Genomic DNA, 25293 nt, shown 5'->3' on the forward strand with positions numbered 1-25293 from the left:
AATGCGCTACTCTAAACTACTTCAGCCATTCACGTTTTTTTGTGATTTAATCTTATTAAATATTGCACTCCAGTGTGCTCACTTACTTATAGTGACATTTTATTCGTCCCAGATACAATCAACTGATTTTTTATTATTAGTTAACTTAACCTGGATTACCATTGCCTCGGTAACTAAAAACTATGTTATAAAGAGGCCACTAATATTAAGTGATAATTTAAGCAAATTCATGTCCTCTATCGTTTACCACCTGGTAATGGTTTTGGGGATAGTTTATTTCTTTAAGCTTTATGAAGTAAGCAGAATGGTAATGTTTTGCACATATCTTTTGTTTTTTATTTTCATAATTGCCCAGCGATCCCTGATCTTTTTCACACTCGATTATATTCGTAAAAAAGGTTACAACATTAAACATGTTATAATAATTGGTAATGCGGATATCGTTAACCGGGTAAAAAAATCATTTTCAAGGCATCCTGAGTACGGGTATAATTTTGTTACCACCATACCCGACGAGATGATTGAAAGCATGCCACATGAAATATTATTTGATAAAATCCTTGATGCCAGGCCGGACGAAGCATTTATATGCTACAAATTCATGGATCAGCTTTTATTGAATAAACTGGTTAACCTGGGCGATCAGCATTCCATTAAAATTAAACTGGTTTCGGATCTTGTACTTGATAACAGTTATGCCAGTATCGTCAATTATGAAAATCTCCCTGTGATACAGCTCTCCTCTTCTATTGAACTAAGTCTGAAGATTATTTTTTTTAAGCGCTGTTTCGACATTCTGTTTTCCCTTCTGGTAATGGTCCCGGGGCTTCCTGTGTTTATTGCTTTAGCCATAATAACTAAATTAACTTCAAAAGGCCCGGTTTTTTATCGCCAGGAAAGAATTGGCAGAAATCATAAACCGTTCAGAATGTATAAGTTCAGAAGCATGTACGTAAATTCAGAACAAGCTGTGCCTATGCTGTCAAAAGATAAAGATCCGCGAATTACTAAATGGGGCGTATTTTTGCGCAAGTCCCGGCTAGACGAACTACCGCAGTTTTGGAATGTTTTAAAGGGCGACATGTCTGTCGTTGGCCCAAGGCCAGAGCGGCAGTATTTTATTGAACAACTCATAGAAGAATCGCCTAACTACAAAAAGTTATTTAAACTTAAACCTGGCCTCACCTCTATAGGACAGGTAAATTATGGCTATGCCGAAAATGTTCAGGAGATGCGTCACCGGGTTCGTTACGACCTTATTTATTTAAAAAACATTAACTTTAATAACGACTTAAGCATAATCTTCCAAACCATAAAGGTGATGGTTCAACTTAAGGGCAAGTAAAAGCTATTTTATAATTCGGGATAACAATTTCCCGAAAATATTAAGTATTTAAAAGACGAGCAGAATGGTAATGAAACCATCCTGCTTTATTTTTATAAGCCAATTTACCGGGTAACCTACACATTAAATTATGAGAACACCATTTCCTAACGGATGTCTTTTACTTTCATGGCTCACTTGGGTACTCCCGGTACATAGACGATGAAACTCTGCAGGTTCAAGTATCTATAAAAATCATATATTCGATTATAATCAAATAAAATTGAATTTATGGCTTTCGATATAGAAATCCTGATCAGGTTTTTGCTGGCCCTTTTGTGGGGTGGACTTGTAGGCGCCGAAAGAGAATATCATGGTAAAGCGGCCGGCTTCCGTACCACCATTATGATATCCTTTGGTGCCTGTTTTTTTACATTGATGTCAACAGCCATTGGTGCGCCCAACAATGCAGACCGGATCGCTTCAAACGTTGTTACCGGGATTGGCTTCCTTGGTGCCGGTGTTATTTTCAGAGGAGAAAACCGCGTTAATGGCATCACAACCGCAGCTACTATCTGGGCTGTTGCGGCAGTAGGCATGGGTATTGGAGCCGGTTACTATTTAGCTGCCGGATGCGCCAGTATAATGATCCTGTTCATACTTTCCGTACTTCCTTCTTTTCAAAAGAAAATAGACTATTATAATCAATCCAAAACATTTTATATTAAATATCCGGTCTCGGTAAATGGTATCATCTTGTGCGAAAATATGATGACAGCTCATAAACTGAAATTCAAGATGGTTAAAAGAGTGAAAGATGGTGACTATATGCTTTTAACATGGCAGCTTCACGGCCCTTCAGTTAAAATGGATCTGTTCATCAATTCAATTAACGATATTCCAGCTATCGAACATTTTGAATTTTCATGATACAAATTGAAGCTGTCGTTCAGTTTGGAAAAAAAATAGCGGGTTTTTAGAATTAGAAAGGGTCATTGTTTAAAGTGCCCCTCTTAGGACTTAGACACAGTCCCTATATTGTGCATCACAGGGGACTACAATAGAATACTTAGAATATATTTTACTAATAATCAATGACATATATAACTAACAGTTGTTATTTCGGTACTCTTCATTTTTGATAACCCAAGCAGCTTTGTCTATCCCAAATTGAACCTCGAAAGCTTTTATCATCTCTAAATAATTGGATTTTAAAAATTCGTATGGAGGTATTTTGTCAAACCACTGTACCTCTGACCCGATACTTTCTGCTTGCCAATCCTTTGTTATATCCAAACCTATTCTATTCCATTTTACGATATTCTCAAGACATTCAATTTCGGCAACGACGATAGTACAAGAAAAATCTAAATCATCAGGGCACATTAAAATCGGGCAAATAGTTTTGGAATTCAAAGCCGGGAAAATTCTATTCCAAACAATTTTACTTTCTGCATCAATTTCCATAGCAAAAAGTAAAGTAGGTATAGTACCCTTGTACATTTCACCGGGGTATTTTAAATCCAGCAGCTCATCTAAAAATTCATCATCAATTTTTATATTTAGAAAATCAAAATACCCCTCATAATCGCTTTTGTCTATTTGGGTAGTTATTTCATTCATTATAAAAACTATTTATGAACTAATATAAAACAAAAAAACCGGCCAAATGTGACCGGTTTCTATGTGCGGAAGAAGGGACTCGAACCCCCACGCCGTGAAGCGCCAGATCCTAAGTCTGGTGCGGCTACCAATTACGCCACTTCCGCGTTTCTGATTTAACAGGCTGCAAAGATAGCGTTTAAAATTATACTTAAAAACATAATTTCCATTTTTTTTCTATCGTGCTCATTTAGTAGGAATTAATTTTTCACAAGCTCATTCATCAGTGGTTTAAAGTATGCCGGTGCATTCAAAAGCCGGCTGCCATACCATGAAAACATTTCACCGTCTACCAAAGCCACTTTAGCATTTGGTAAAAGCACTTTAAAATCGTCCATATGTTTTTGAGTAAATGGATACGGCTCTGATGATAGAAAAACAAGATCGGGATCAGCTGCGACTAAAGCAGCCACATCAATCTGCGGATAACGTTCGGCTTCGGTTACGTTGTTTAGCCCACATTTTTGCAGCATACTATCAATGAAAGTTCCCTTGCCGGCAAGCATATAGGGTTTGCGCCAAATGAGATAAGCTACGTTCAGTCTGTTTAAGGGAAGTTTTATACCGTTAAAGCGATCATTGATTTCCACGCAAAGCATGTTTGCCTGCCCGGGCTTACCTATAATATCACCAATGCAACCAATCATTTGCAAAGCCGAATCCAGATCAAATATATCACTGATCCAAACCGGGCATATATTCATTAATTCTTCTACCTGGAGGCGGTCGTTCTCTTCTTTATTGGCAATAATTAAATCGGGGGCCAGCGATCGAATTTTTTGGATATCAAGCTGCTTAGTCCCCCCTACTTTGGTGATTGATCTAAACGCATCTGCCGGACGGATACAGAATTTAGTAATGCCAATTACTTCAGCATTTAAGCCAAGGTGAAAAAGCAATTCTGTTTGTGAAGGGACAATGGATACGATCCGCTTAGGGATTCCGGAAAGTTCAACCTTTCGGCTTAGCTGATCCCGGAATACCGGCATGTTAAAACGCGTTCTTTTCGCCTCTAAACACGTTCCATACGGTTAGAAAGATGATCTTCATATCCAGCAGGAACGACCAGTTTTCAAGATACCAAACATCAGCCTCAACACGCTCAAGCATAGCCTGTGTGGTTTGGGTTTCGCCCCTTAAGCCTGACACCTGTGCCCAACCTGTAATACCAGGTTTAAGAAAGTGCCTTACCATGAAAGTATCAATAAGCTGCGAATATTGCTGTGTATGGCTTATCATGTGCGGCCTTGGACCAACTATAGACATATTGCCTAATATCACGTTAAAAAACTGCGGCAATTCGTCAATACTTGTTTTACGGATAAAAGCACCGGACTTGGTTATACGCGAATCGCCGCGTGTGGCTTGTTTTTTATCCGAATCATGATTAACCCTCATGCTGCGAAATTTGTAGCATTTAAATGGTTTATTATCCCTGCCCGAGCGCTCCTGTACAAAGAATATAGGCCCTTTTGACTCAAGTTTTATAATGATAGCCAAAATGGGGAATAGCCAGCTAAAAATAAACAGGATAACAAATATTGAAAAGCAAACATCAAACAGGCGTTTGATGGAGCGGTTCAGCATGTTCTCTAAAGGTTCTGGCCGTACTGATATTACCGGGATATGGCCGAAACTTTGTATAAACGTTGGTTTTTTGGCGTAGTCGTAATATTCGGGCACAAATTTAAACCTGATCAGGTTTTTATCCGCATCAAGCATCAACTGCTCTATTTTCTCTGCTTCAGAGTTTGGAAGCGTACAAAATATCTCATCAACCTTATTGTTAAGCACATAGCTTATACAATCATTAGTGCCGCCTAAGTAAAGGCTTTGGTCAAGTACACTATTCAATCCATCATCAAAAAAGCCAACAAGCTTATAACCGCGTTCGGGGTTTTGTTTAAAAAAGCTATATAGGTCTGACCCGATGCGGCCCCCGCCTATAATGATAACAGTACGTGTATCAATAAGCGTTGCACGGTCACTTTTACGGATACTCAGGAATATTAACTTCCATAAACCAAGCAGGAAACCGAATAATGCCAGCGAGTAAAAAAGATACTCGCGTGTTATAAAATACGCTTTGGTACCTATCAATATGATGATAGTGAAGCAAATAAAGCTTACAAACAGCAAATAGGTTTTAATTACGCCGCGATAAGTTTTAATGGAATCTTTATTGAGAACATGTTCATAAAGCCCGGTGATGTTAGCTGATAGCAGCCAAATGAGATTAAAAACTAATACAATAGGCAGGTACTGCCTGTTGTTAATCCAAAAAATATATGACCGGTCTTCGATGAAGTAAGAAATTACCATGCTCATATTAAGTATAATATAATCAATGGTAAGGTTCACTGCTTTAATAAAAGTAGCGTATCTGTGAATCATGTATATGTGCTTATGTAGTATGCAACCCTGCTAAAATTACTATAATTATTTACAAATAACAATGTCATAATTAAATGGAGACACGGTTACAAATGTATTATTTCCACAGCCACAAAATTAGAAATTAAGAAATTTATTCAAAATGAATTCTCTGTTAACAGTGAGAAAAAAATGATTTCTATGTGAAAAAAATAACTGTAAAAACAACATTTACAACCGTCCGTTTACAACATCCTTGTTTAAAATGCCTTTTATATCATAAATTACCGACGATGGTGTATGCTTTAAACTTGCATAATCTAAATCATAAAACTCGCGATGTGCCACAGCCATAACAATAGCATCATAAGCACCGCTTAACTGCCGGTAATTTTTTAGTGTAACGATGCCATATTCTCTTTTTACTTCATCCGGATCGGCCCACGGATCATATATTTCACATGCTGCATCAAAGCCATCGAAGCCCTTAATAATATCAATTACCCTGGTATTACGAACATCCGGGCAATTTTCCTTAAAAGTAAAACCGAGTACAAGGATCTTTGAGTTTTTAACTGAAATATCATTCTTCACCATAAGTTTAATGACTTCAAGGGCAACGTAGGTGCCCATGCCGTCATTAAGCCTCCGCCCGGCCAGGATAATTTCGGGATGATAACCCATTTGTTGGGCTTTTGCTGCAAGGTAGTACGGATCAACTCCTGTGCAGTGCCCGCCTACAAGGCCTGGTTTAAAATTCAGGAAATTCCATTTGGTGCCTGCCGCTGCCAAAACCGCATGAGTGTCAATATCCATGATATTGAATATTTTGGCCAGCTCGTTTACAAAAGCAATATTGATATCGCGCTGCGAATTTTCGATCACCTTACAGGCTTCTGCAACTTTAATGGCAGGGGCTTTATGCGTTCCTGCTTTTACTATTGACTGGTATAAGCTGTCGATAAAATCAGCGGCCTCGGGCGTTGAACCCGATGTCACTTTTAAAATATTGGTTAACGTGTGAATTTTATCGCCCGGATTGATACGCTCGGGCGAGTATCCTGCAAAAAAATCATTATTATACTGCAAACCCGATTCCATTTGTAAAACAGGTACACAAACCTCCTCGGTTACACCTGGATAAACCGTCGACTCATAAATAACCACATCCCCCCTCTTCAATACACTTGCAATTGATTTACTTGCCATGATAAGCAGGCTTAGATCAGGTCGGTTATGCTGATCGGTTGGGGTAGGTACCGAAACAATATAAACGTTACAGGAAGCAATGTCTGTTATCTGCGATGTAAAAGTGAGTCCCCTGCCCTCATCCTTTGAACCTAAAACCGCCGATAGTTCATCGGTACTGGTTTCAAGGGTACGGTCAAACGCGTTATTTAACTCATCAACCCGGCTTTGTTTAATATCAAAGCCTTTTACCGGATATTTTTTGGCAAATTCAACAGCAAGGGGCAATCCCACATAGCCAAGACCTATTATTGCAATATGAATATTTGCAGGAGCGCGAAATTTATTGGTGATCGGATTTGATTGATCAGACATTTAATTTAGTACGGTAGAATATGATAGATACCGGTAAAGTTAATCAAATATTACCAAAATCAGATGCTTCCCGAGCTAAAGAATAGGCGGCTTAGGCTAATCAAAATTGTTTCAGGCCGTATATATCTGATAAACACCTGTTATTGACCGGTTTTGTGCAGAACCTACGAGTAACGTGGTGATCTTCTTTTCAAGCATTAACTGCTCGGCATAGCCTACAAATTCTTCCTCATCAATAATAACCGGGTTAACGGTCATAATTTCGGCTATGGTTAAAGTTGAGGTATCAGGGTGTTTAAGCAAGGCCCTGCGAAGATCGCCATCTGTTACTACCCCCTTTATCCGGGACGCATCGCCTACTATAACCATACCTAACCTGCCTTCGGACATGCGCAGTAACAGGTCCATAAATGAGGCCTCTTCATTGATAAAAGGAAGCTTATCGGTACGCATCAGGTCTTTAACCTTTACCAGCAGTTTACGTCCAAGGCTACCTCCCGGATGAAAACGCGCAAAATCATGCTGCTGAAAGTTTCGCGACTCCATTAACGCTATAGCCAGGGCATCGCCCATAACCAGCGCCGCGGTAGTTGACGATGTTGGCGCCAGTTCAAGCGGGCAAGCTTCCCGTTCAACTTTTATATTAAGGTGATAACTGCAGTTTTTGGCAACGGTTGATACAGGGTTGCCTGTTATACCGATCATCACATTCTTATTCCACTTTAAATACGGGATAAGCTTCAGCACTTCGTCGGTTTCGCCCGAATAGGATATTAATAAAACAATGTCATTGGGGCCTACCATGCCCAAATCACCATGAAAAGCCTCTCCCGGATGTAAAAAAAAGCTTGGTGTGCCTGTGCTGGCCAATGTGGCAGCTATCTTTTTGCCAATCAGTCCCGATTTGCCAATGCCAATAACAACAAGTTTACCCGTTGATTTTAGTATGGCGTCAACAACTCTTGCAAACTCATCATCAATTAAACCGGCTACATGCTGCAGCGATTCTATTTCAATATCAAAAACCCTTTTTGCAATATCTTTCATGGATCCGGACATTCAGAAGAAAAAACTTACCCAACCAATGGTGCTAAAACCTTATCAAGTTCGTGCAGCTTAACCATGTTGGGGCCATCGCTCAGGGCATTATCAGGATCGGGATGCGTTTCTAAAAAATAGCCGTCGGCTCCAAAAGCCTTTGCTGCCAGCGCCATCATGGGCACAAAGGTGCGGTCCCCGCCGGTTTTTCCTCCTGCTCCGCCCGGGCGTTGAACCGAATGGGTACAATCCATACAAACCGGGTGGCCAAAAGCTTTCATATCGTAAATATTCCTGAAATCGACAGCTAAATTATTATAGCCATACATATTGCCCCGCTCGGTTAATATCACCTGCTTGTTGCCAGCTTCAATAACTTTTTGAGCGGGATAAAACATATCATGCCCCGAAAGGAACTGGGCTTTTTTTACGTTGACAATTTTACCTGTTTGGGCAGCTGCAACCAGCAGATCTGTTTGGCGGCATAAAAACGCAGGGATCTGCAAAATATCAGCAACCTCGGCTACAATAGCTGCCTGGAACGGTTCATGGATATCTGTAGTAACCGGTAAACCAAAGCGTTGCTTAACATTCAGCAGCATTTCCATGCCTTTCTCTAATCCCGGGCCACGGTATGAATGAATAGATGTACGGTTGGCTTTATCAAATGACGACTTAAATATCACCGGTACATTATATTTCTGTCCGGCTTCGGCTACTTTTTCGGCAACGGTATATAATAACTCCTGGCTTTCCATTACACAGGGACCAAGAATAAAGAACGGCTTTTGGCTTATTTGTTCAAACAGCATATTGTTAGGATCTATTTATCAGCCACAAAGATGATGATTTTTTTGAGAATCATACAGAAGGGCTATTCTCCCCGGGGCAAACGCGCATACGTGGGGTTAACAGGGTTAACACTTTTCAAAAAAACACTTATAAGGAATTCACAATCAACTATTTAATTTTTTACAGGGTTAACGCGTTCGGATATTTAAATGTGTTTGCCCTGTCCTTCCCCCCTTTTTTCATTCAAAAAAAATTTTGAAAAAATTTGCGTAAGTGATTGCTTACATATAAATTTGTAAGCAATCACTTACATATCATATTTGATTTAGATGAGACGAGATGTTTTCCAGGCCATTGCCGATCCAACCCGCAGGGATATCATTAACCTGATAGCCTTTAAACCCATGAACCTGAATGCCATAGCGGATAACTTTGATGTGAGCCGCCCCGCTATATCCCAGCATATAAAAATTTTAACCGAATGCGGCCTTATCGCTATTAAGAAACAAGGCCGTGAACGGTATTGCGAACCCCGGTTGAAACAGCTTGACGAAGTGGCCCAATGGGTTGAGCGTTACCGCAAGGTTTGGGAGGAAAAATTCGACGCTCTTGATAACCTGCTTGAAGAATTAAAAAACAATGATAAACCTTTAAAATAATCAATTATGACAAAGCAATTCTGGATCAATCTGCCTGTAAAAAATGTAAATGTATCAAAGGAGTTTTTCAGTAAACTCGGTTTCCGGTTTAATTCACAATTTGGGAACGGACCAAATTCTGCAGCCATGCAGGTTGGAGAAAAGGATGTTACCGTAATGCTTTTTGACGAAAGCACCTTTAAAGGCTTTGTCGAAAACTGCGGCCTGGCGGATACAACCAAAGGAGTTGAAGTTCTGCTGTCTATCGATGCGGAAAGCAAGGAAGAAGTTGATGAACTGGCCCAAAAAGCAGTTACCGCAGGCGGTAAAAGCAATCATAAACCCCGGGAAATGGATGGCTGGATGTACGGATGCCTGTTTACGGATCCCGATGGCCACAGCTGGAATGTACTCTACATGGATATGAGCAAAATGCCAGGGAGATAAAAAAGTAATTTGTCGCTAATACCCCCTTATCTCGTCGTTTTTGGACACTATTACCCCTTGCTATTGCCGCTAACTTTGAAATATCAAAAGCAACAAATTTTAACCAATAAAAACAAAAACCAATGGCAACATTTAAAGCAACCCAGAAAGTAACTCCTTTTTTATGGTTTAACGGCAACCTTGAAGAAGCAATGAAATTTTATACTTCGGTATTTAAAAACTCAGAAAGCGAAGTAAGCTCACTTACCGATCCCGGCAACGGCCGCAAAATGTTAGTCGGAACATTTCGTATAGAAGACCAGCAGTTTTTAGCGCTGGACGGAGGACCGATGTTCAATTTTTCGCCGGCTACTTCGTTTTATATAAACTGCAAAACCCAGGAGGAAATTGATTACCTGTGGGAAGCACTACCTGCAGGCGGCGGCAAAACCAGTCAATGCGGCTGGCTCGACGATAAATTTGGCGTTACCTGGCAAATTGTTCCTGAAGTTATGAGCGAATTACTTTATAACAACGAGAACCCTGAAAAAGCTAAAAGAGTTATGAGCGCCATGATGCAGATGACCAAAATGGATATCAAGCTTTTGCAGGAAGCTAACGATAACGATTAATCAATCACCTAAATAAAAAACACCATGATCACCACAAAAAATCAAACAGAAATTAAGGCCGAACCCGGTAAACAGGAGCTTTTTATAACCCGCGAATTTGAAGCACCGCGCGAACTTGTTTTCAGAGCTTTTACCGATCCTGAGCTTATTGTTAGATGGCTGGGCCCACGCGAACTTAAAATGCGCATAGATAAGTTTGACTGCCGCAGCGGAGGCGCTTACCGTTATATTCATACCGACCCGGCCGGTAATGATTACGGTTTTCATGGTGTGATCCATGACGTAACCGCGCCTGAACGTATCATCCAAACATTTGAGTTTGAAGGATTGCCCGAAAGCGGTCATGTTACTTTAGAAACTGCAAAATTTGAAGCGCTGCCAGGTAACCGCACAAAGGTAACTACACAATCAGTTTTCCAGTCGGCGGCTGATCGTGACGGCATGCTGCAATCAGGTATGGAACGCGGGGTAAATGATTCGCACTGGCGTTTGGATGAGCTTTTTGAAGCAGGAGAAATAAAATAAAAGCTAAAGCAGAACGCACAAAGCTAAGCTTCTGACTGGAAACAACAATCGTGTACTATTGCTTACCCTTCCTGATTGCTTCAAGTATCGTTTTCATTTTTTCCTTAGCTGCGGTTGAACTGATTTCATGCTTCATAACCATCAGGCATTTGCGGCACAGGCAATCGGGATAGGTTAAGCGGATATAATCGCGCTCCTGGTCGGTAAAGCTGATGCCCTGGCACTGGCACAACAGGATGCTGCCTACTTTGCATTCAAACGGCTCATTACACCGCGGGCAGTATTTATTTTCATGCTTTGTCATACTAAGTATATAAAACTACTGTGTATCCTTACGGATACACAGCAGTTAATTTATTTAAGCAGTTACATTGCTGATAACATTTTCACGGATAGCCTTTGCAGCTTCAACCATCTCTATTAAGGCCTTTCGGGTTTCATCCCAGCCCCGCGTTTTTAAACCACAATCGGGATTTACCCAAAGCTGGGCATCGGGTATTACCGCCTGGGCGCGTTTAAGTAAACAGATCATCTCTTCCCGGTTAGGCACGCGGGGCGAGTGAATATCATATACACCGGGGCCAATTTCATTAGGATACTTAAAATCGGCAAAAACATCCAGCAGCTCCATTTGCGAGCGCGACGTTTCTATCGTGATCACATCGGCATCCATGTCGGCTATGCTTTTAATGATATCATTAAACTCCGAATAGCACATATGCGTGTGGATCTGTGTACTGTCCTGAACGCCGCTTGCCGAAATCCTGAAAGCTTTAACTGCCCAGTCAAGGTAATTTGCCATGTCATCCCTGCGAAGCGGTAATCCTTCGCGAATGGCCGGTTCATCTATCTGGATAATCCTGATGCCGGCGCTTTCCAGGTCACAAACTTCGTCACGAATGGCCAAAGCTATCTGCGTACAGGTTTCGGAACGGGGCTGGTCATTGCGCACAAACGACCATTGCAAAATAGTCACCGGGCCGGTCAACATACCTTTCATCCATTTTGAGGTTAATGACTGCGCATAAGCCGACCATTTTACCGTCATGGACTGTGGCCTTGATACATCGCCATAAATAACGGGTGGTTTAACACAGCGGCTGCCATAGCTTTGCACCCATCCATTTTGTGTAAAGGTAAAGCCTGCCAGTTGTTCGCCAAAGTACTCTACCATATCATTACGTTCAAACTCGCCATGTACCAGCACATCCAAACCTATTTCCTCCTGCCATTTTATAGCCTTTTCTGTTTCGGCAGCTATCAGTTTATTATACTCCCCCGGGGTTATTGCACCTTTTTTTAATTGGGCCCGCCAGCTTCGTACTTCGGCTGTTTGCGGGAACGAGCCAATGGTAGTGGTAGCAAAAAGCGGCAGGTCAAGCAGTTGCTGCTGTTGCTCTTTCCGGGCAGGAAAAGCACTTATACGCTTTGCATCATTTTCGGTGATGGCGCTTACACGTTGTTTAACCGCCGGGTTATGGATCAATGCAGATGTTCGGCGGGCTTCATTTGCCTGCCGGTTTTTTGCCAGTTGATGCAGGCTGCTATCGCTCACCGCATCTTCCGATAATTTGCTGAGCAACACCACTTCGTTTATTTTTTGGCGCGCAAAAGCCAGCCACTGCTTAATTTCGGGAGTAAGCACTTCATCGTTGGTTTCATTTTGCAGATCGCATGGCGAATGGATCAATGAGCATGAAGGGGCTATCCAAACGCGGTCGGCACCTAACTTATCTTTCGCATTCTTTATAATGCCCAGTGAGTTAACAAAGTCATTTTTCCAGATGTTGCGCCCGTCAACAACCCCTAAAGAGAGGATAGTTTTTTGCGGCAAATGGGCTATCACATCATCTAATTGCTGAGGGGCACGAACCAGGTCGATATGTAAAACATCAACCGGTAATACTGTTGCCAATTGAGTATTATCGCCCAGGCGTTCAAAGTAGGTTGCCAGTACTATCTTCAGGAAAGGAAATTCTTTCTTCAATTGCTTATAGGTATCTTTAAATACCTCCTGTTGTTTTTCGCTTAAATCAAGCGCTAAAAACGGTTCATCAAACTGAACCCACTCGGCACCTAAAGCCTTAAGCTTATTCAGGATATCAAAATAAACAGGCAGCAGATTTTTAATAAGGTCTACCCTATCCAAACCAGCCTCTTTCTCTTTGCCCAGCAACAGGTACGATACAGGGCCGAGCAATACCGGTTTACTGACTATGCCCAACTGTTTGGCCTCATAAAACTCATCGATAACTTTGGTGGAGAAAAGTTTAAACTGCTGATCTTTATAAAACTCGGGGACTATGTAATGATAATTGGTATCAAACCATTTGGTCATTTCCATGGCTACCACATCCAACCCCTCTTTTTGATAGCCACGCGCCATGGCAAAATACAGATCGAGCTCGGTATTGCCCTTTTGCCCAATCACTTCATGATAGCGTTTAGGAATAGCGCCAAACATCAATGAATGATCAAGTACCTGATCATAAAATGAAAAATCATTTGAGGGGATCAGGTCAATCCCGGCTTCTTTTTGCAGCAGCCAGTTTTCTTCCCTGATGTATTTACCAACGGTAAGCACATTTTTTAAACCCGTTTTACCTGCCCAATAGTTTTCGCAGACTTTTTTTAATTCGCGCCGGCTACCAATACGCGGGTAGCCTAAATTTTGCGTTAGCATTTCTTTTAATTGATTAAATGAATAAATCGGTTAAAAGCCCTTTAAGCTAAGCTTCGTAATGTTTTGTGATATATAAAATATGGAGAGAATATATGGGCACAAGCCTGTCATAACGGGCTATGGACCCAAACAGGCAAGTAATCATAACCCTGACCAAAGCTTCATACCGCGAAAGCATTGTCAATTCAGTATTAGGCAGGTCTCCTGACTTGTAACATTTTTGCCGTCCTTCCCACCCCTATTTCATCGGGACAGTGGACATCACTGGCAAAAACCTTTGTGTTACTTACAGTTGCGCGACAGTTCGTGATTTGCACACGATTCCCTATTAATCTACAATTAAGTAAAACCTATACCGGTTGATGAAGTAAAGTAAAGAACTTATCAGGGCAAATATAAGGATATGCCGGCTGAATATCCAGGTTATTTTATTGGTGAAATCATAAGTCACACCATGGTCAATAAACACGTAAGCCTGTTAAACCCTCAAATTGTACCACTCCCGATGCAAACTGATCCTTACCTTTGGCAGCTTCTATGAACCAGAAAACACATTCAAACCCTCCAGGCTTTGGCTGGGCGGTGTTAACCACCAGCCTCGCCTTTGTAGTAGCACAACTTGATGTTTCGATCGTTAATATTGCATTACCTGAAATTGCAAAAGCATATCATGCCGGTATCAGCACCCTGCAATGGGTTATTGACGCATACACGCTTGCATTTGCAGTACTCATGCTATCGGCAGGCAGCCTCGGCGACCTATTAGGATCAAAAAAGATCTTCCAGATTGGCATGATCATTTTCGGCATTGCATCAGCAGGCTGCGGTTTGGCCCCTGACGCCATTACGCTTATCATTTGCCGTGTGGCCCAGGGAATCGGGGCTGCTATGATGATCCCAAGTTCGCTTGCATTGCTCAATCACCAGTTTGCACATACACCACAAACACGTACGCGGGCCGTAGGCTTGTGGACAGCTGCCGGAAGCGCCGCCATGGCGGCCGGCCCTACCATTGGTGGTTTACTGATCGCATTCAGCAGCTGGCGTTTCATTTTTATTGTTAACATCCCAATTTGCATAATTGGTTATATCCTGAGTTTTAAAATGGAGCAAACGGCAAAAACAAGCAAGAGGAGTTTTGATCTGCCCGGACAACTCACCTGGATGCTTTCGGTCACCACGCTCATTAGTGTAATTATTGAAATACCCCGGCTTGGATTAGGCCATGTACTCATCTGGGGAGGGCTTATTCTGAGTTCATTGATTTTCGGTCTTTTTTTATGGATTGAAAGGAAAACAGCACACCCTATGCTTCCATTCCACCTGTTCAGGTCAGGGAGGTTTAACGCGCTTTTAATACTGGGTGCGGTTTTAAACGGATCTTACTACGGCAGTGTTTTTATTTTAAGTCTTTATTTGCAAAAAGTACTTAACTATCCTTCTATTATGGCCGGGCTGGCATTTCTTCCGCTTACTGTAGGTTTTGTGATCTCCAATGTGATCAGCGGCCGCATCATTAACCGCTATGGCATCCGCACACCTATCATTGTTGGCCTTATTATGTTTGCCGCCGGCTTTGCAGGTTTATTCATAGCTCACGAGCACACTCCGTATCTTGAACTGTTCCTGCCTTTCCTGCTCATCCCGATGGGCATGGGCCTTGCTGTACCAGCCATGACCAATGGTATTTTATCAAGCGTGGATAAAACATTATCAGGAACTGCCTCGGCTATATTAAATACGGCAAGGCAAACAGCGGGGGCCATAGGTGTAGCCGTTTTTGGCGCAATGGCTGCAGGAGGCACACTGGCCATTTTAGGCGCCGTGTCAAAAAGCGCAGCCATATCCATTGGCTTAACCGCTTTCGCTATGTTATTAATTGTAAAAGGACTAAGAAAACAAAATCGCTGATATCATCACAACAAAATGAAAGCCGATAATTCCTTACCGGCTTTCATTATTCCATAAGGTTATATAAAACCCGGGGAATCTTATTCCTTATACAACTGCTACCTCAGCAGTTAAAATAACAGCCGCTTCTTCTTGTTTTTGGTGCGAAGCCCTCGCTTTGATGAAAAGCACCAATGTAACAACAGCCAATACCGCGAACGCTAAATAAGCGGTTCCTAATAACTGCTGATTTTTGATAGCCATAATATTTACAATTCCGTAGCTAAAAAATGAAGTGATGATATAAAGCGAGCCGCCGGTTACGCCGCTTGCAATACCCGCATTTTTTGAAAACCGGCCTAAACAGTAAGCAAATATATTATTGAATATAAAGCCCGATAACAGGTGAACCAATGCTGTAAAGGCCATTAGCGTAAATAAATTTGTTTTAATTCCTGATGTAAACACCATTAAAGCAGCAAAGCCTAATTGCAGGGCAAGCGCTACCGATACTTTTTTGATGAGCGGTTTCCTGATGAGGGTTTTTGAAATAATGCCGCCCGCCATCAATGATACCCCCGAAAGCAACGAACAATAACCGGTTACCACGGGCGACAAATGAAATACATGTTCAATTATAAAAGGACTGCTCATACCATACACCACCAACATGGCATAACTCAGGGAGATGAGGATGAGGCCCAGAGAAAAATCACGGGTTTTAATGGTGGCCAGGTAAACCTGCAGAATACTTTTGGCTTCGAACGGGTGATAATTTTTCAATGATTCACCACCGTATACCAACTCTAAAACAAGTAACGAAAGAGTGGCTATCCCCAGGAAAAGGAAGTTGGATTCCCAGCCAAAAGCAGCTTCAAGGTAGCCCCCGATAAAGGGTGCAACAATAGGCGCAGTTGCCCAGATGATAGAAAAGAGGCTGGTATAATGTTTAAGCTGCTCGCCCGAATACATATCTACAAAATATGCCCTCTTCCCTACCACTATAAGTGCTACGGTGATGCCCTGCAAAATACGCATAGCATAAATAAGCTCAATATTGTGGCAGATAGCTATGATGAAACTTGCAAATGCAAACACCAGTAAAGAGACAGTACCAATACGGTACCGGCCAAAGCTATCGAGCAAACTGCCAACAAACAATTGACTTACGCCCGAACTGATCATAAACGCGATGAGCGAAAGCTGAACGGCCGAATTATTGACAGCTAATTCCCTGGCCATGGAGGGCAGGGAGGGTATATAAATATCAGTAGCAAAACCCGAAAGCGGGATCAGCGCGAACGCTAAAATTGTGCTGATGCCCCTGTGGTGTTCTTTTATAAGTTTCATAGCTTAATATTAAAATTTAACAGATCGTAAAAACGGTATTGTTATGCGCTTTTTATTGAAAACAAAAATAGACTAATTGGTTTATTAAATGAAACCATTCAGTCTACTTTTAGCCATATTTACATTACTGTGTCAATCGCTGTTTAATCGGCTTATAAACTATACATTCATAAGATCAGTGTAAAAAAACCAACCTAAAGTTATACATTTACAAAAAGAACCTACAAATAAAACATTAATTAACAGACATTTATAAACAATAAAACACACAGTTAATTTTCACAACCAATCAACCGCCTTTACTTTTTTAAACCATTTAGTCTATATTTGCATATTAAATAACTGAAGATGAACAAAGGCGAGCAAAAAAGGCAATTCATTATTGAGCAGGCAGCCATTCTATTTAATGAAAGGGGGATTGCCGGCACCTCGGTTGATGAGGTGCTTGAAGTTGCCAATACCAGTAAGGGATGTTTTTACGGTCATTTTGAAAGTAAAGATGAACTGGCACAAGCCGCCGTCGATTACCTTTTAGGCAAACTAAACGACAGAAGGAACAACACAGTAAGCAAGCATAAAACCGCCATTGCCAAGATCAATGCCGCTTTAGACAACAGCAAAAACCCATTGAAAAGTTATATTGAAGGCGGCTGCCCAATAGTTAACTTTTCGACAGAGACGGATGATACTAACCCGGCCATCAAAAAAAAGTTAAAGGACATGGTTGACACCGCTATAGCAACCTATGCCAATATTATTCAGGACGGAATTGATAACGGAGAACTCTCAAACGCTATAAATCCTGTTGAGTTTGCAACGCGGATGATGCTTTCGATAGAAGGCGGCAACGCGATATGCAGGGTATTAAACAGCACAAAGCCAATGCAGATCATGATCAAAAGCCTGAAAACCGAACTGGCGTCATACGCCCTGGAAAAAGCATAAACACGCTATGGCTTCGCGATAGCCTCATTGATTAATTGTTCGGCCTGCGGGCTCCCCGGACCGGGAGCATCAAAGCTGAGCATTCTTCCTTCTTTGTCAATCAGTATATATTTTGGAATTGCATAGGCTATGTATGATTGTGCAACTATGCCGTCTTTGTCATAAAGCTGCAGCCAATCCGGCTTTTCTTCTTTGAGTGCATTCCTCCATTCCTTTTCCCCGTCATGTACGGCGATACTAACAAAAGCAACCTGCTGATTAGCTTTAAATTTGTCGCTTAGTTTTTTATATGCAGGCATCTCCTGGCGGCATGGCCCGCACCAGCTGGCCCAAAGGTCAATATAAACAACTTTTCCTTTAAAATCGGCCAGGCTAAAAACCTTGCCATAATCGCTGGGCAAAGTAAAAGCCGGAGCCGGTTTCCCAATTTGCACCTGCATCAGCTGTAGCTTTTTTTCGGTAAAATTACCGGCGATGTTATTTTTTAAAGCCGGGTTACTAATTGCGTCAATGAATACGCGCATCTCCTTTTGGGCAATATTCAACTTTTCAAGAGAGTTAGCACCACCAATTCTTTTTTCAACGTACCGGTTCAGATAATAGTCCCTAACCTTGCCGGTAAAAAGCTGTTTGATTTTTTCAAGGGGATAACCGGGCTGCTTTACCAATGCAGAATCGCGCAGCTGATCCAGGCGCTGTTCATAGACATAGTAAAGCGGCAGTACCCATGTTTTATAATCTTCTGATACTAAATACTCGTCGCGCGATATACCTTTTGAAAATGCCGAAGGGGTATTTTTTGACACCAGTTCCTGCATCTGCGCTGCATTGTATTTGCTCAAGTCGAGATGCTGAAGGATCATATAAAAGCTCATGCTTTGGTTATCCAAATCAATCATTTTCTTAAACGTATTGAAATATTGATCCTGCTTTGCCGGCTTGTTAAACACCACATTTAGTAACGAGTCTTCCAACGCCTTGCTTTTTCTGAGGAATTGGATTAACTCATCGGTCTTTAGTTCATACCACGCTGTCTTGTCGTTCCGGGCTACCAGGATCGAATCTAATTTTACACGGTATTGATTGGTTTCGGCACCTATACCAGTTATCTTTTTAGTTTTCGACAGGTTGATGTAATCAACAGCATCACCGGTTATATGGAGGTTATAACCCGGCGCTACATAGATCCGGTTGATTTGCGTATTGTTTTGCTGGATGCTGGTGCGTTGAGGCCTTACTATTTTGTTTGTTTTTAAATAAAACTCACCGAAATCATTAAGCCTGATTGTATCTATCAGAAATTTACCGTTGGCATCTTCAAAAAAGATCTTCAACATTTTTTCGGCCGAATTACTGAGTTTCCCCTGTATAACAAGCGGTTGAACCGGGGTTTGAGCTACTCCCCTGCCGATAAAATAAAATGAGAGCAGGAACAGGATTATTTTTTTCATAGATGTAACTGGTAGGTTTAAACAAATATAAAGTTCAGCAGCCGATTTCAATACAACTTCAGGATTTTGTTTGCATGTTATCCCAACCCGGGGAACAGGCCGATCGTACGGTTAGTTCACAAGTGAGAGCGCAACCAAATCAGCCTTGCTAATTATAAAAAACGAAAAAATTATCATAAAATGCTAAATCGATTTAATATATTAGTCAAACCAATTAACTACTTAATGCAAGCAGGAAAAACAACCTGGCCATCACCAATTAACCAATGAAATCTGCATGAAACATTTTCTGATTTTAATTTTATTTGTAACTACCCTTTTCTCATCACAAAACAGTAATGCCCGGCCTGTTCATAAAACTGCAGAGGAACGGACATGGAATGCACAATGGATCTCCGTGCCTAACATCACCGGAAATGAATACGGTATTTATTATTTCCGTAAAAGCGTTGAGCTTACCAACAAGCCGGCCAGTTTTGTTATTCATGTATCGGCCGATAACCGGTACAAACTCTATGTAAATGGCACGTTGGTATCATTAGGCCCGGCAAGAGGTGACACTTTTTACTGGAACTATGAAACCGTCGACCTTGCCCCGTATCTCGTAGCCGGTAAAAATACTGTAGCTGCTTTAGTGTGGAACGAAGCTCAATACCGCCCTGAAGCACAGATCAGTGTCCGTACCGCCTTTATTATACAAGGCAATTCAGCAGCCGAAGAGATCCTTAATACCAATAACACCTGGAAAAGCATCCAGGATAAAGGCTATCAGCCCATCTGGGGCTATTTTGCTGCCAGCACGGGTGAAATGGTGGACCTGAATAAAAGTATTATGAACTGGTATTCGCCTAACTTGGATGATAGCAGCTGGCCAAAGGCGGCTAACCTCTTCGGCGGGCAATTAAAAGGCCGGTGGGACGGGTTCGGCTGGCAATTGGTACCATCCTCAATTCCGCACCAGGAATTAATTTATGAGCGGATCCCTGTTGTACGTAAAGCTTCCGGGATGAGTGTTCCCCCGGCTTTTCCGGGCACTAAAGCAACGCTTACTATTCCTGCAAATACTACCGTTACCATGCTGCTTGATCAAACGCATCTTACCAATGCCTATCCTACCATTAATTTCAGCGGCGGGAAAGATGCCGGGATCTCCTTAAGCTATGCCGAGTCGCTTTTTGATAATTTAAGCAAATATGGCATGCGTAAAGGCAACCGTAATGATGTGGAGGGTAAGGATTTTTCGGGCAGAAATGATAGTTTGATCTCCAATGGCAGCAAAGGACAATCATATACTACGCTCAACTTCCGTACTTTTAGGTACATCCGCTTAATTGTGCATACGCAAAGCGAGCCTTTGGTTATTGATGACCTGTACGGCACCTTTACCGGCTATCCATTTAAGCAACGTGCCATTTTCAATACCGATAATAAGGAGATAAAACAGATGCTCGATATTGGCTGGCGCACCGCCCGTCTTAATGCGTTTGAAACCTATACAGATTGCCCTTATTATGAGCAGTTGCAATACATCGGCGATACCCGTATCCAGGCCATGATATCCTACTACTATAGCGGCGACGACCGGCTGGCCCGCAATGCCATTAACCTAATGGATCACTCCCGTTTGACAGAAGGCGTTACCCAAAGCCGTTACCCAACCCATGATACCCAGATCATTTCAACTTTTTCATTATGGTACATAGGCACGCTGTACGATTACTGGATGTACCGTGATGACAGTAATTTTATTAAGGGTAAGCTGGATGGCGAACGGGCAGTATTAAAGTTTTTCAGCCAATACCAACAAGCTGATGGCTCATTAAAAAACACTCCGTACTGGACGTTTGTAGATTGGGCCAGCGGCAAAAACTGGGAAGTAGGCTCGCCGCCAAAAGGCACCGACGACAGCTCAGCCATTATTGATTTGCAATTACTTTGGGCTTACCAATGGGCTGCTGCTATGGAAACCAAAATGGGCATGCCGGGTTATGCTACTTTATATAACAAAGAAGCCGCTAAGCTTAAGCAAACCATTCAACGTAAATATTGGGACCCCGCGAAATTGCTGTATGCCGATACCCGGGACAAAAAACAATTTTCGCAGCATGCCAATTCATTAGCCATACTTACAGGCATGGTGAAAAACGCAGATCTGCCTGTGTTATCTAAAAGATTATTGACTGATACGTCTTTAACTCAATGCACCATTTACTTTAAATATTACCTGCACCAGGCATTGGTAAAAGGTGGTTTAGGCAACGATTATATGAACTGGCTGGGTATCTGGCGCGACAATATTAAAATGGGCTTAACCACCTGGGCCGAATACTCCGATCTTAAATACAGCCGTTCAGATTGTCATGCATGGGGAAGCAGCCCCAACATTGAATTCTTCAGGACTGTTTTGGGTATTGACAGCTATTCGCCCGGATTCAGCAAGATCAAGATCGAACCTCATTTGGGAACGATGACCAATGTGAGCGGCGAGATCCCACATCCTAATGGCAAGGTTGCAGTAGCTTATATTTTAGAAAATAACAGGTGGAAAATAAAGGTCAGCTTACCACAGCACACATCCGGTATATTGGTTTGGAAAGCGAAATCATACCCGCTTAAAGCTGGTAAAAATGTGATGGTTATTTAACAAAAGTTACGGTCATACTGAACTTGTTTCAATACCCACTCGCTAAGCCGCTTGCTAATCAGTTGCGAACCTGTCCTGTGGGATGCTGAAACAAGTTCAGCACGACGTTGTGAGGATGTCATTCTGCCTTCAAAACCCCGTTGGATTCCAAAACTTCAATGACGATTTTTAGTGTATACTATTTTTAAAACAAGTTCTATAATCAGCAACTTTCAATTAAGCAGATGGCGTTCCCCAGGCCTTAAAATCAGTTGTTCCCTTGCACTTAATAGCACCAGGATAAATAGTACCAGTGCAATGCAAACAACAGCACCAAAGTTAGCGGTCAGGATACTTGAGCTAACACTTTTTTGCCCGCTTTGCAGCAGGCGGCTGCTCTCTCCCACCTGTATCGCCATCAGTTGATCAAGCGATTTAAGGGCCTCTGTAAAAACATGTTCCATATTATTCCCATCCGTTTCCTGGGTTTGCAGGCTTAGTAATTGGGTGCGGAAGGTTTTCCATTTCGCAGATTCTTCCCGGGTTAATTCAGTTGCTTCGTACTTTTTAGCTAATACTTCTATAGCGGCATTATTGCCTTTGATCTGAGCCTGGCTCTCTGAACCTGAAGCCGCCAACAGCTTATTTTCATAAAGCCGGTTGCTTATTTCATGCACAAAAGTGGCGGGCAGCAAGCGGTTGTTCATCATGGATACCAGCGTTTTATCCAGTTCTTTTACATTATCGCGGCCACTCCAGTTAGCCAGCAAAAGCATAGCGGTAAGCACGGCTAATGCCAATGCCGTTTTCGCCCTATTTTTTATAATATAAGCCCGTGTCATAGCAGTAAATTGTTTCTTTAAAGATAAGATAAGGACAGGTGTTTACGAAATCCCATCCTTTACATGCGGCTCTCCGTTGTCCCTGTAAATATACTACGTTCTTAATTAATCTTTAAACCCGATGAAGATCCCCTGATTTGGAGGTTGGTTTTAAGAATTATAGCATGTGAGGCTGTACTAACCCCTTTAGAGTTCAATTTTTTAAGTAACACGGTGATCACGTTATCAGCAATTTCTTCAACCGGCTGAGCTATGGCGGTTACCGGAGGCGAATACAGCTTAAAAACGTCATAATCGTCAAACGATATCACAGCCATGTCCCCGGGCACTTTGATACCCAATGTATTAAATACTTTTAACCCGCAGGTACCTACGTGGTTGGTACCAAAAACTACCGCGTCGAGATCCTGGTGCTTTTTAAAAAATGCAGTCATCGGCTTAATGATCATTTCTTCATCCTGGTTAAAAACAATCTCTTTAACCACCGGAGCAAAACGGCTTTCCTTCAACGCATCCTTATAACCCTGCACCCGGGCCAGCATTTGTGTTTGTGTGGAAGCAAATGTGACAAAGGCAATGTTTTTATAACCTTGCTGTATCAAATGCCGGGTGGCATTGTATGTACTGAAAAGATTATCAACCTCAACATAATCAGTATTTACCTTTGGTAAATGCCTGTCGAACATTACCACCGGTAAGCCATCCTTCAGCAGTTGTTCTACATCGTCCTCAATACCTTCGGGCGGAGCAATAATGTAACCATCCACGTGCCTGTCGCGGAACATATTGATCAGTTCCTTGGTTTTTTGGGTATCATTATCGGTACTGCAATAAATTATTTTGTAGCCGTTTTTATAAGCCCTATCTTCAATAAGCCGGGCTATGCTGGCAAAAAATGGGTTTGAAATATCTTCAACCATTAAACCAATGGTATTTGACTTACCTGTACGCAGGCTTTTGGCCAGTGAGTTGGGCTTATAGCCCACTTCTTCCACGTATTTGGTAACACGCTCTACCAGGTCTTCACCTATCCGTTTTTCCTTTGCACGCCCGTTCAGTATAAACGATACTGTGGTTTTAGAAACTTTTAATTCATTGGCGATATCAACAATCGATAGTTTTTTCAATGGCTTACAATTGGCTAAAATCAAATATAAAATATAATCGCTTAATAATCATGATTTATTAAGCGATTATTGGCCAAAATATAAAAATAAATCGATTAAGCTGATTTGATTATATTCCTTTTTTATTCAGTTTTGGATAACTGATCCCGAATAAAAATATCACCATATAACAAATGATAGGCAGGTAATAAGCCGTAGCAACATTATGGTTGGCAATCAGGCCCATAATTGGCGGAAACAATCCTCCGCCTACAACCCCCATTACTATAAATGATGACGCGTTTTGTGTTTGGGAACCTAAATTTTTCAACCCCAGGCTAAATATGGTTGGGAACATAATACTGAAAAAGAAGTTGATGAACAGCAATGCCACAAATGACACCACGCCAAAGCCTTGCGCTACAATAACACACATCAGGATATTACCCAGGGCAAATACCGCCAGCAGTTTGTTTGGCGCTATGTAACGCATCAGGAAAGTACCGATAAAGCGACCGGCCATCATCATCACCATGCTTAATGAAAAATAGTAGCTCGCGCGTTCGTCGGTTAAATGCATGATCTCGTGGCCGTAATTGATAAAAAACGCCCAGGTGCCGCCTTGTGCTGCCACGTTAAACAGTTGCGCTATGGCCGCAAATACAAAATGCTTTTTTTTGAACAGGCTTTCCGCAATATGTCCTTCACCCGCAACCGCATATGAGTCTGTTGCTATCACATGCGGATCCTGCAATGAAGGTACTTTTAAAAATGAAAAGGCTACCCCAACCAATGCAATCACCGCTCCTATCACAATATACAGGTGCTTTACAGATATCAGATCGTTAGAATGCTCCTGTCCTCCTTTTAAAACGAAATAACCACCCAACAGCGGACCAATAACGCCGCCGACGCCGTTAAAAGCCTGCGAAAAGTTAATGCGCTGGTCGCTGGTGCGCTGATCGCCGAGTGAGGCAACAAAGGGATGGGCAACGGTTTCGAGTGTAGCCAGGCCGCAAGCCAGGATAAACAAGGCTATTCTGAAGAAGTCAAACGATTTAGCATCAGCCGCCGGAACAAACAGGAATGCCCCTGCAGCATAAAGCCCGAGGCCTAAAAGCACGCCGTTTTTATAACCAAATTTTTTCATGAACATACCTGCCGGGATGCCCATCACCGCGTAAGCACCAAATAATGATAGCTGTACATAAGCCGAACGTGATTTTGAAACATGTAAAACATTTTGAAAATGCTTGTTCAAGGTATCACCAAGGGTCATAGCTATGCCCCAGAGCATAAATAACGAGGTTACAAAAATGAGTACTACAAGGAACTTGCGTTCGGTGAATTTGGGTTTGGTATCCATTGTGCAGGTTTGTTTGTTAATTGGACCGGTAAATTAGTTTAAAACTTCAACGTACCAAAGGCTT

General features: G+C 41.9%; 22 protein-coding genes, 1 tRNA gene and 1 riboswitch. Of the genes, 9 read left to right on the top strand and 14 right to left on the bottom strand.

Annotated elements, in window-relative coordinates; all coding sequences use genetic code 11:
- Window position 1: 1 nt before the first annotated feature.
- Together SNE26_RS11235 and SNE26_RS11240 are read left to right on the top strand one after the other, a co-directional pair.
- A complete protein-coding gene (locus tag SNE26_RS11235) occupies window positions 2-1345 on the top strand; it encodes a sugar transferase (protein ID WP_321559451.1) in 1344 nt (447 codons plus the stop codon).
- A gap of 270 nt (window positions 1346-1615) precedes the next feature.
- Complete coding sequence (locus SNE26_RS11240; protein ID WP_321559452.1) at window positions 1616-2254, top strand: MgtC/SapB family protein; 639 nt, start codon at window positions 1616-1618, stop codon at window positions 2252-2254.
- Between the two features lie 177 nt (window positions 2255-2431).
- Here the strand turns inward: SNE26_RS11240 and SNE26_RS11245 are convergent, their stop codons facing one another.
- The 7 genes from SNE26_RS11245 to kdsA all read right to left on the bottom strand — a co-directional run bounded on the left by SNE26_RS11245 (window position 2432) and on the right by kdsA (window position 8772).
- Entirely contained in the window at window positions 2432-2947 is a 516-nt protein-coding gene (locus SNE26_RS11245; RefSeq protein ID WP_321559453.1) for a hypothetical protein, read from the bottom strand.
- A gap of 64 nt (window positions 2948-3011) precedes the next feature.
- Window positions 3012-3093: transfer RNA gene (locus SNE26_RS11250), tRNA-Leu, on the bottom strand.
- Window positions 3094-3186: 93 nt separating this feature from the next.
- Window positions 3187-3975 carry a helical backbone metal receptor gene (locus tag SNE26_RS11255; protein ID WP_321559454.1) on the bottom strand — a complete coding sequence of 263 codons (789 nt, stop codon included), beginning with the start codon at window positions 3973-3975 and terminating at the stop codon, window positions 3187-3189.
- 1 nt (window position 3976) lies between these two features.
- Complete coding sequence (locus SNE26_RS11260; protein WP_321559455.1) at window positions 3977-5380, bottom strand: undecaprenyl-phosphate glucose phosphotransferase; 1404 nt, start codon at window positions 5378-5380, stop codon at window positions 3977-3979.
- A gap of 210 nt (window positions 5381-5590) precedes the next feature.
- Window positions 5591-6922, bottom strand: coding sequence for a nucleotide sugar dehydrogenase (locus SNE26_RS11265; protein ID WP_321559456.1), 1332 nt, complete (start codon window positions 6920-6922; stop codon window positions 5591-5593).
- Window positions 6923-7033: 111 nt separating this feature from the next.
- A complete protein-coding gene (locus tag SNE26_RS11270) occupies window positions 7034-7969 on the bottom strand; it encodes a KpsF/GutQ family sugar-phosphate isomerase (RefSeq protein WP_321559457.1) in 936 nt (311 codons plus the stop codon).
- A 26-nt stretch (window positions 7970-7995) separates the two neighbouring features.
- On the bottom strand, window positions 7996-8772 hold the full coding sequence (gene kdsA, locus SNE26_RS11275; protein ID WP_321559458.1) for a 3-deoxy-8-phosphooctulonate synthase: 777 nt from the start codon (window positions 8770-8772) through the stop codon (window positions 7996-7998).
- A 309-nt stretch (window positions 8773-9081) separates the two neighbouring features.
- Here kdsA and SNE26_RS11280 point away from each other — a divergent pair, with 309 nt between their 5' ends.
- The 4 genes from SNE26_RS11280 (at window position 9082) to SNE26_RS11295 (ending at window position 10973) form a co-directional block, all read left to right on the top strand.
- Window positions 9082-9411, top strand: a complete 330-nt coding sequence (locus SNE26_RS11280; protein ID WP_321559459.1) for a metalloregulator ArsR/SmtB family transcription factor — start codon at window positions 9082-9084, stop codon at window positions 9409-9411.
- Window positions 9412-9417: 6 nt separating this feature from the next.
- On the top strand, window positions 9418-9837 hold the full coding sequence (locus tag SNE26_RS11285; protein ID WP_321559460.1) for a VOC family protein: 420 nt from the start codon (window positions 9418-9420) through the stop codon (window positions 9835-9837).
- Window positions 9838-9959: 122 nt separating this feature from the next.
- Window positions 9960-10448, top strand: coding sequence for a VOC family protein (locus SNE26_RS11290; RefSeq protein ID WP_321559461.1), 489 nt, complete (start codon window positions 9960-9962; stop codon window positions 10446-10448).
- A 24-nt stretch (window positions 10449-10472) separates the two neighbouring features.
- The gene (locus SNE26_RS11295) at window positions 10473-10973 is read left to right on the top strand and encodes an SRPBCC family protein (protein ID WP_321559462.1); all 501 of its coding nucleotides are present in this window, start codon (window positions 10473-10475) and stop codon (window positions 10971-10973) included.
- A 55-nt stretch (window positions 10974-11028) separates the two neighbouring features.
- Here the strand turns inward: SNE26_RS11295 and SNE26_RS11300 are convergent, their stop codons facing one another.
- Window positions 11029-11277 carry a cysteine-rich CWC family protein gene (locus tag SNE26_RS11300; protein ID WP_321559463.1) on the bottom strand — a complete coding sequence of 83 codons (249 nt, stop codon included), beginning with the start codon at window positions 11275-11277 and terminating at the stop codon, window positions 11029-11031.
- Window positions 11278-11331: 54 nt separating this feature from the next.
- Complete coding sequence (gene metE / locus SNE26_RS11305; RefSeq protein ID WP_321559464.1) at window positions 11332-13656, bottom strand: 5-methyltetrahydropteroyltriglutamate--homocysteine S-methyltransferase; 2325 nt, start codon at window positions 13654-13656, stop codon at window positions 11332-11334.
- Window positions 13657-13832: 176 nt separating this feature from the next.
- Window positions 13833-14025: riboswitch (cobalamin riboswitch) on the bottom strand.
- A 168-nt stretch (window positions 14026-14193) separates the two neighbouring features.
- Here metE and SNE26_RS11310 point away from each other — a divergent pair.
- Complete coding sequence (locus SNE26_RS11310) at window positions 14194-15567, top strand: MFS transporter (RefSeq protein WP_321559465.1); 1374 nt, start codon at window positions 14194-14196, stop codon at window positions 15565-15567.
- 87 nt (window positions 15568-15654) lie between these two features.
- Here the strand turns inward: SNE26_RS11310 and SNE26_RS11315 are convergent, their stop codons facing one another.
- Window positions 15655-16896 (bottom strand): MFS transporter, encoded by a 1242-nt coding sequence (locus SNE26_RS11315; protein WP_321559466.1) that lies wholly within the window; start codon window positions 16894-16896, stop codon window positions 15655-15657.
- 348 nt (window positions 16897-17244) lie between these two features.
- Between SNE26_RS11315 and SNE26_RS11320 the strand changes: the two genes are divergently transcribed.
- Window positions 17245-17841 carry a TetR/AcrR family transcriptional regulator gene (locus tag SNE26_RS11320; protein ID WP_321559467.1) on the top strand — a complete coding sequence of 199 codons (597 nt, stop codon included), beginning with the start codon at window positions 17245-17247 and terminating at the stop codon, window positions 17839-17841.
- Between the two features lie 5 nt (window positions 17842-17846).
- On the opposite strand, the gene SNE26_RS11325 is transcribed toward SNE26_RS11320, so the two are convergent.
- The gene (locus SNE26_RS11325; protein ID WP_321559468.1) at window positions 17847-19292 is read right to left on the bottom strand and encodes a TlpA disulfide reductase family protein; all 1446 of its coding nucleotides are present in this window, start codon (window positions 19290-19292) and stop codon (window positions 17847-17849) included.
- 277 nt (window positions 19293-19569) lie between these two features.
- Here SNE26_RS11325 and SNE26_RS11330 point away from each other — a divergent pair, with 277 nt between their 5' ends.
- Window positions 19570-21936, top strand: a complete 2367-nt coding sequence (locus SNE26_RS11330; protein WP_321559469.1) for an alpha-L-rhamnosidase C-terminal domain-containing protein — start codon at window positions 19570-19572, stop codon at window positions 21934-21936.
- Window positions 21937-22148: 212 nt separating this feature from the next.
- On the opposite strand, the gene SNE26_RS11335 is transcribed toward SNE26_RS11330, so the two are convergent.
- From SNE26_RS11335 to fucP, 3 genes are all read right to left on the bottom strand, one after another.
- A complete protein-coding gene (locus SNE26_RS11335; protein WP_321559470.1) occupies window positions 22149-22757 on the bottom strand; it encodes an MCP four helix bundle domain-containing protein in 609 nt (202 codons plus the stop codon).
- Between the two features lie 101 nt (window positions 22758-22858).
- Window positions 22859-23884, bottom strand: a complete 1026-nt coding sequence (locus SNE26_RS11340; RefSeq protein ID WP_321559471.1) for a substrate-binding domain-containing protein — start codon at window positions 23882-23884, stop codon at window positions 22859-22861.
- A gap of 109 nt (window positions 23885-23993) precedes the next feature.
- Window positions 23994-25229 (bottom strand): L-fucose:H+ symporter permease, encoded by a 1236-nt coding sequence (gene fucP, locus SNE26_RS11345; RefSeq protein ID WP_321559472.1) that lies wholly within the window; start codon window positions 25227-25229, stop codon window positions 23994-23996.
- Window positions 25230-25293 lie beyond the last annotated feature (64 nt).

This window comes from Mucilaginibacter sp. cycad4 (genome assembly GCF_034263275.1).
Taxonomy (GTDB): Bacteria; Bacteroidota; Bacteroidia; order Sphingobacteriales; family Sphingobacteriaceae; genus Mucilaginibacter.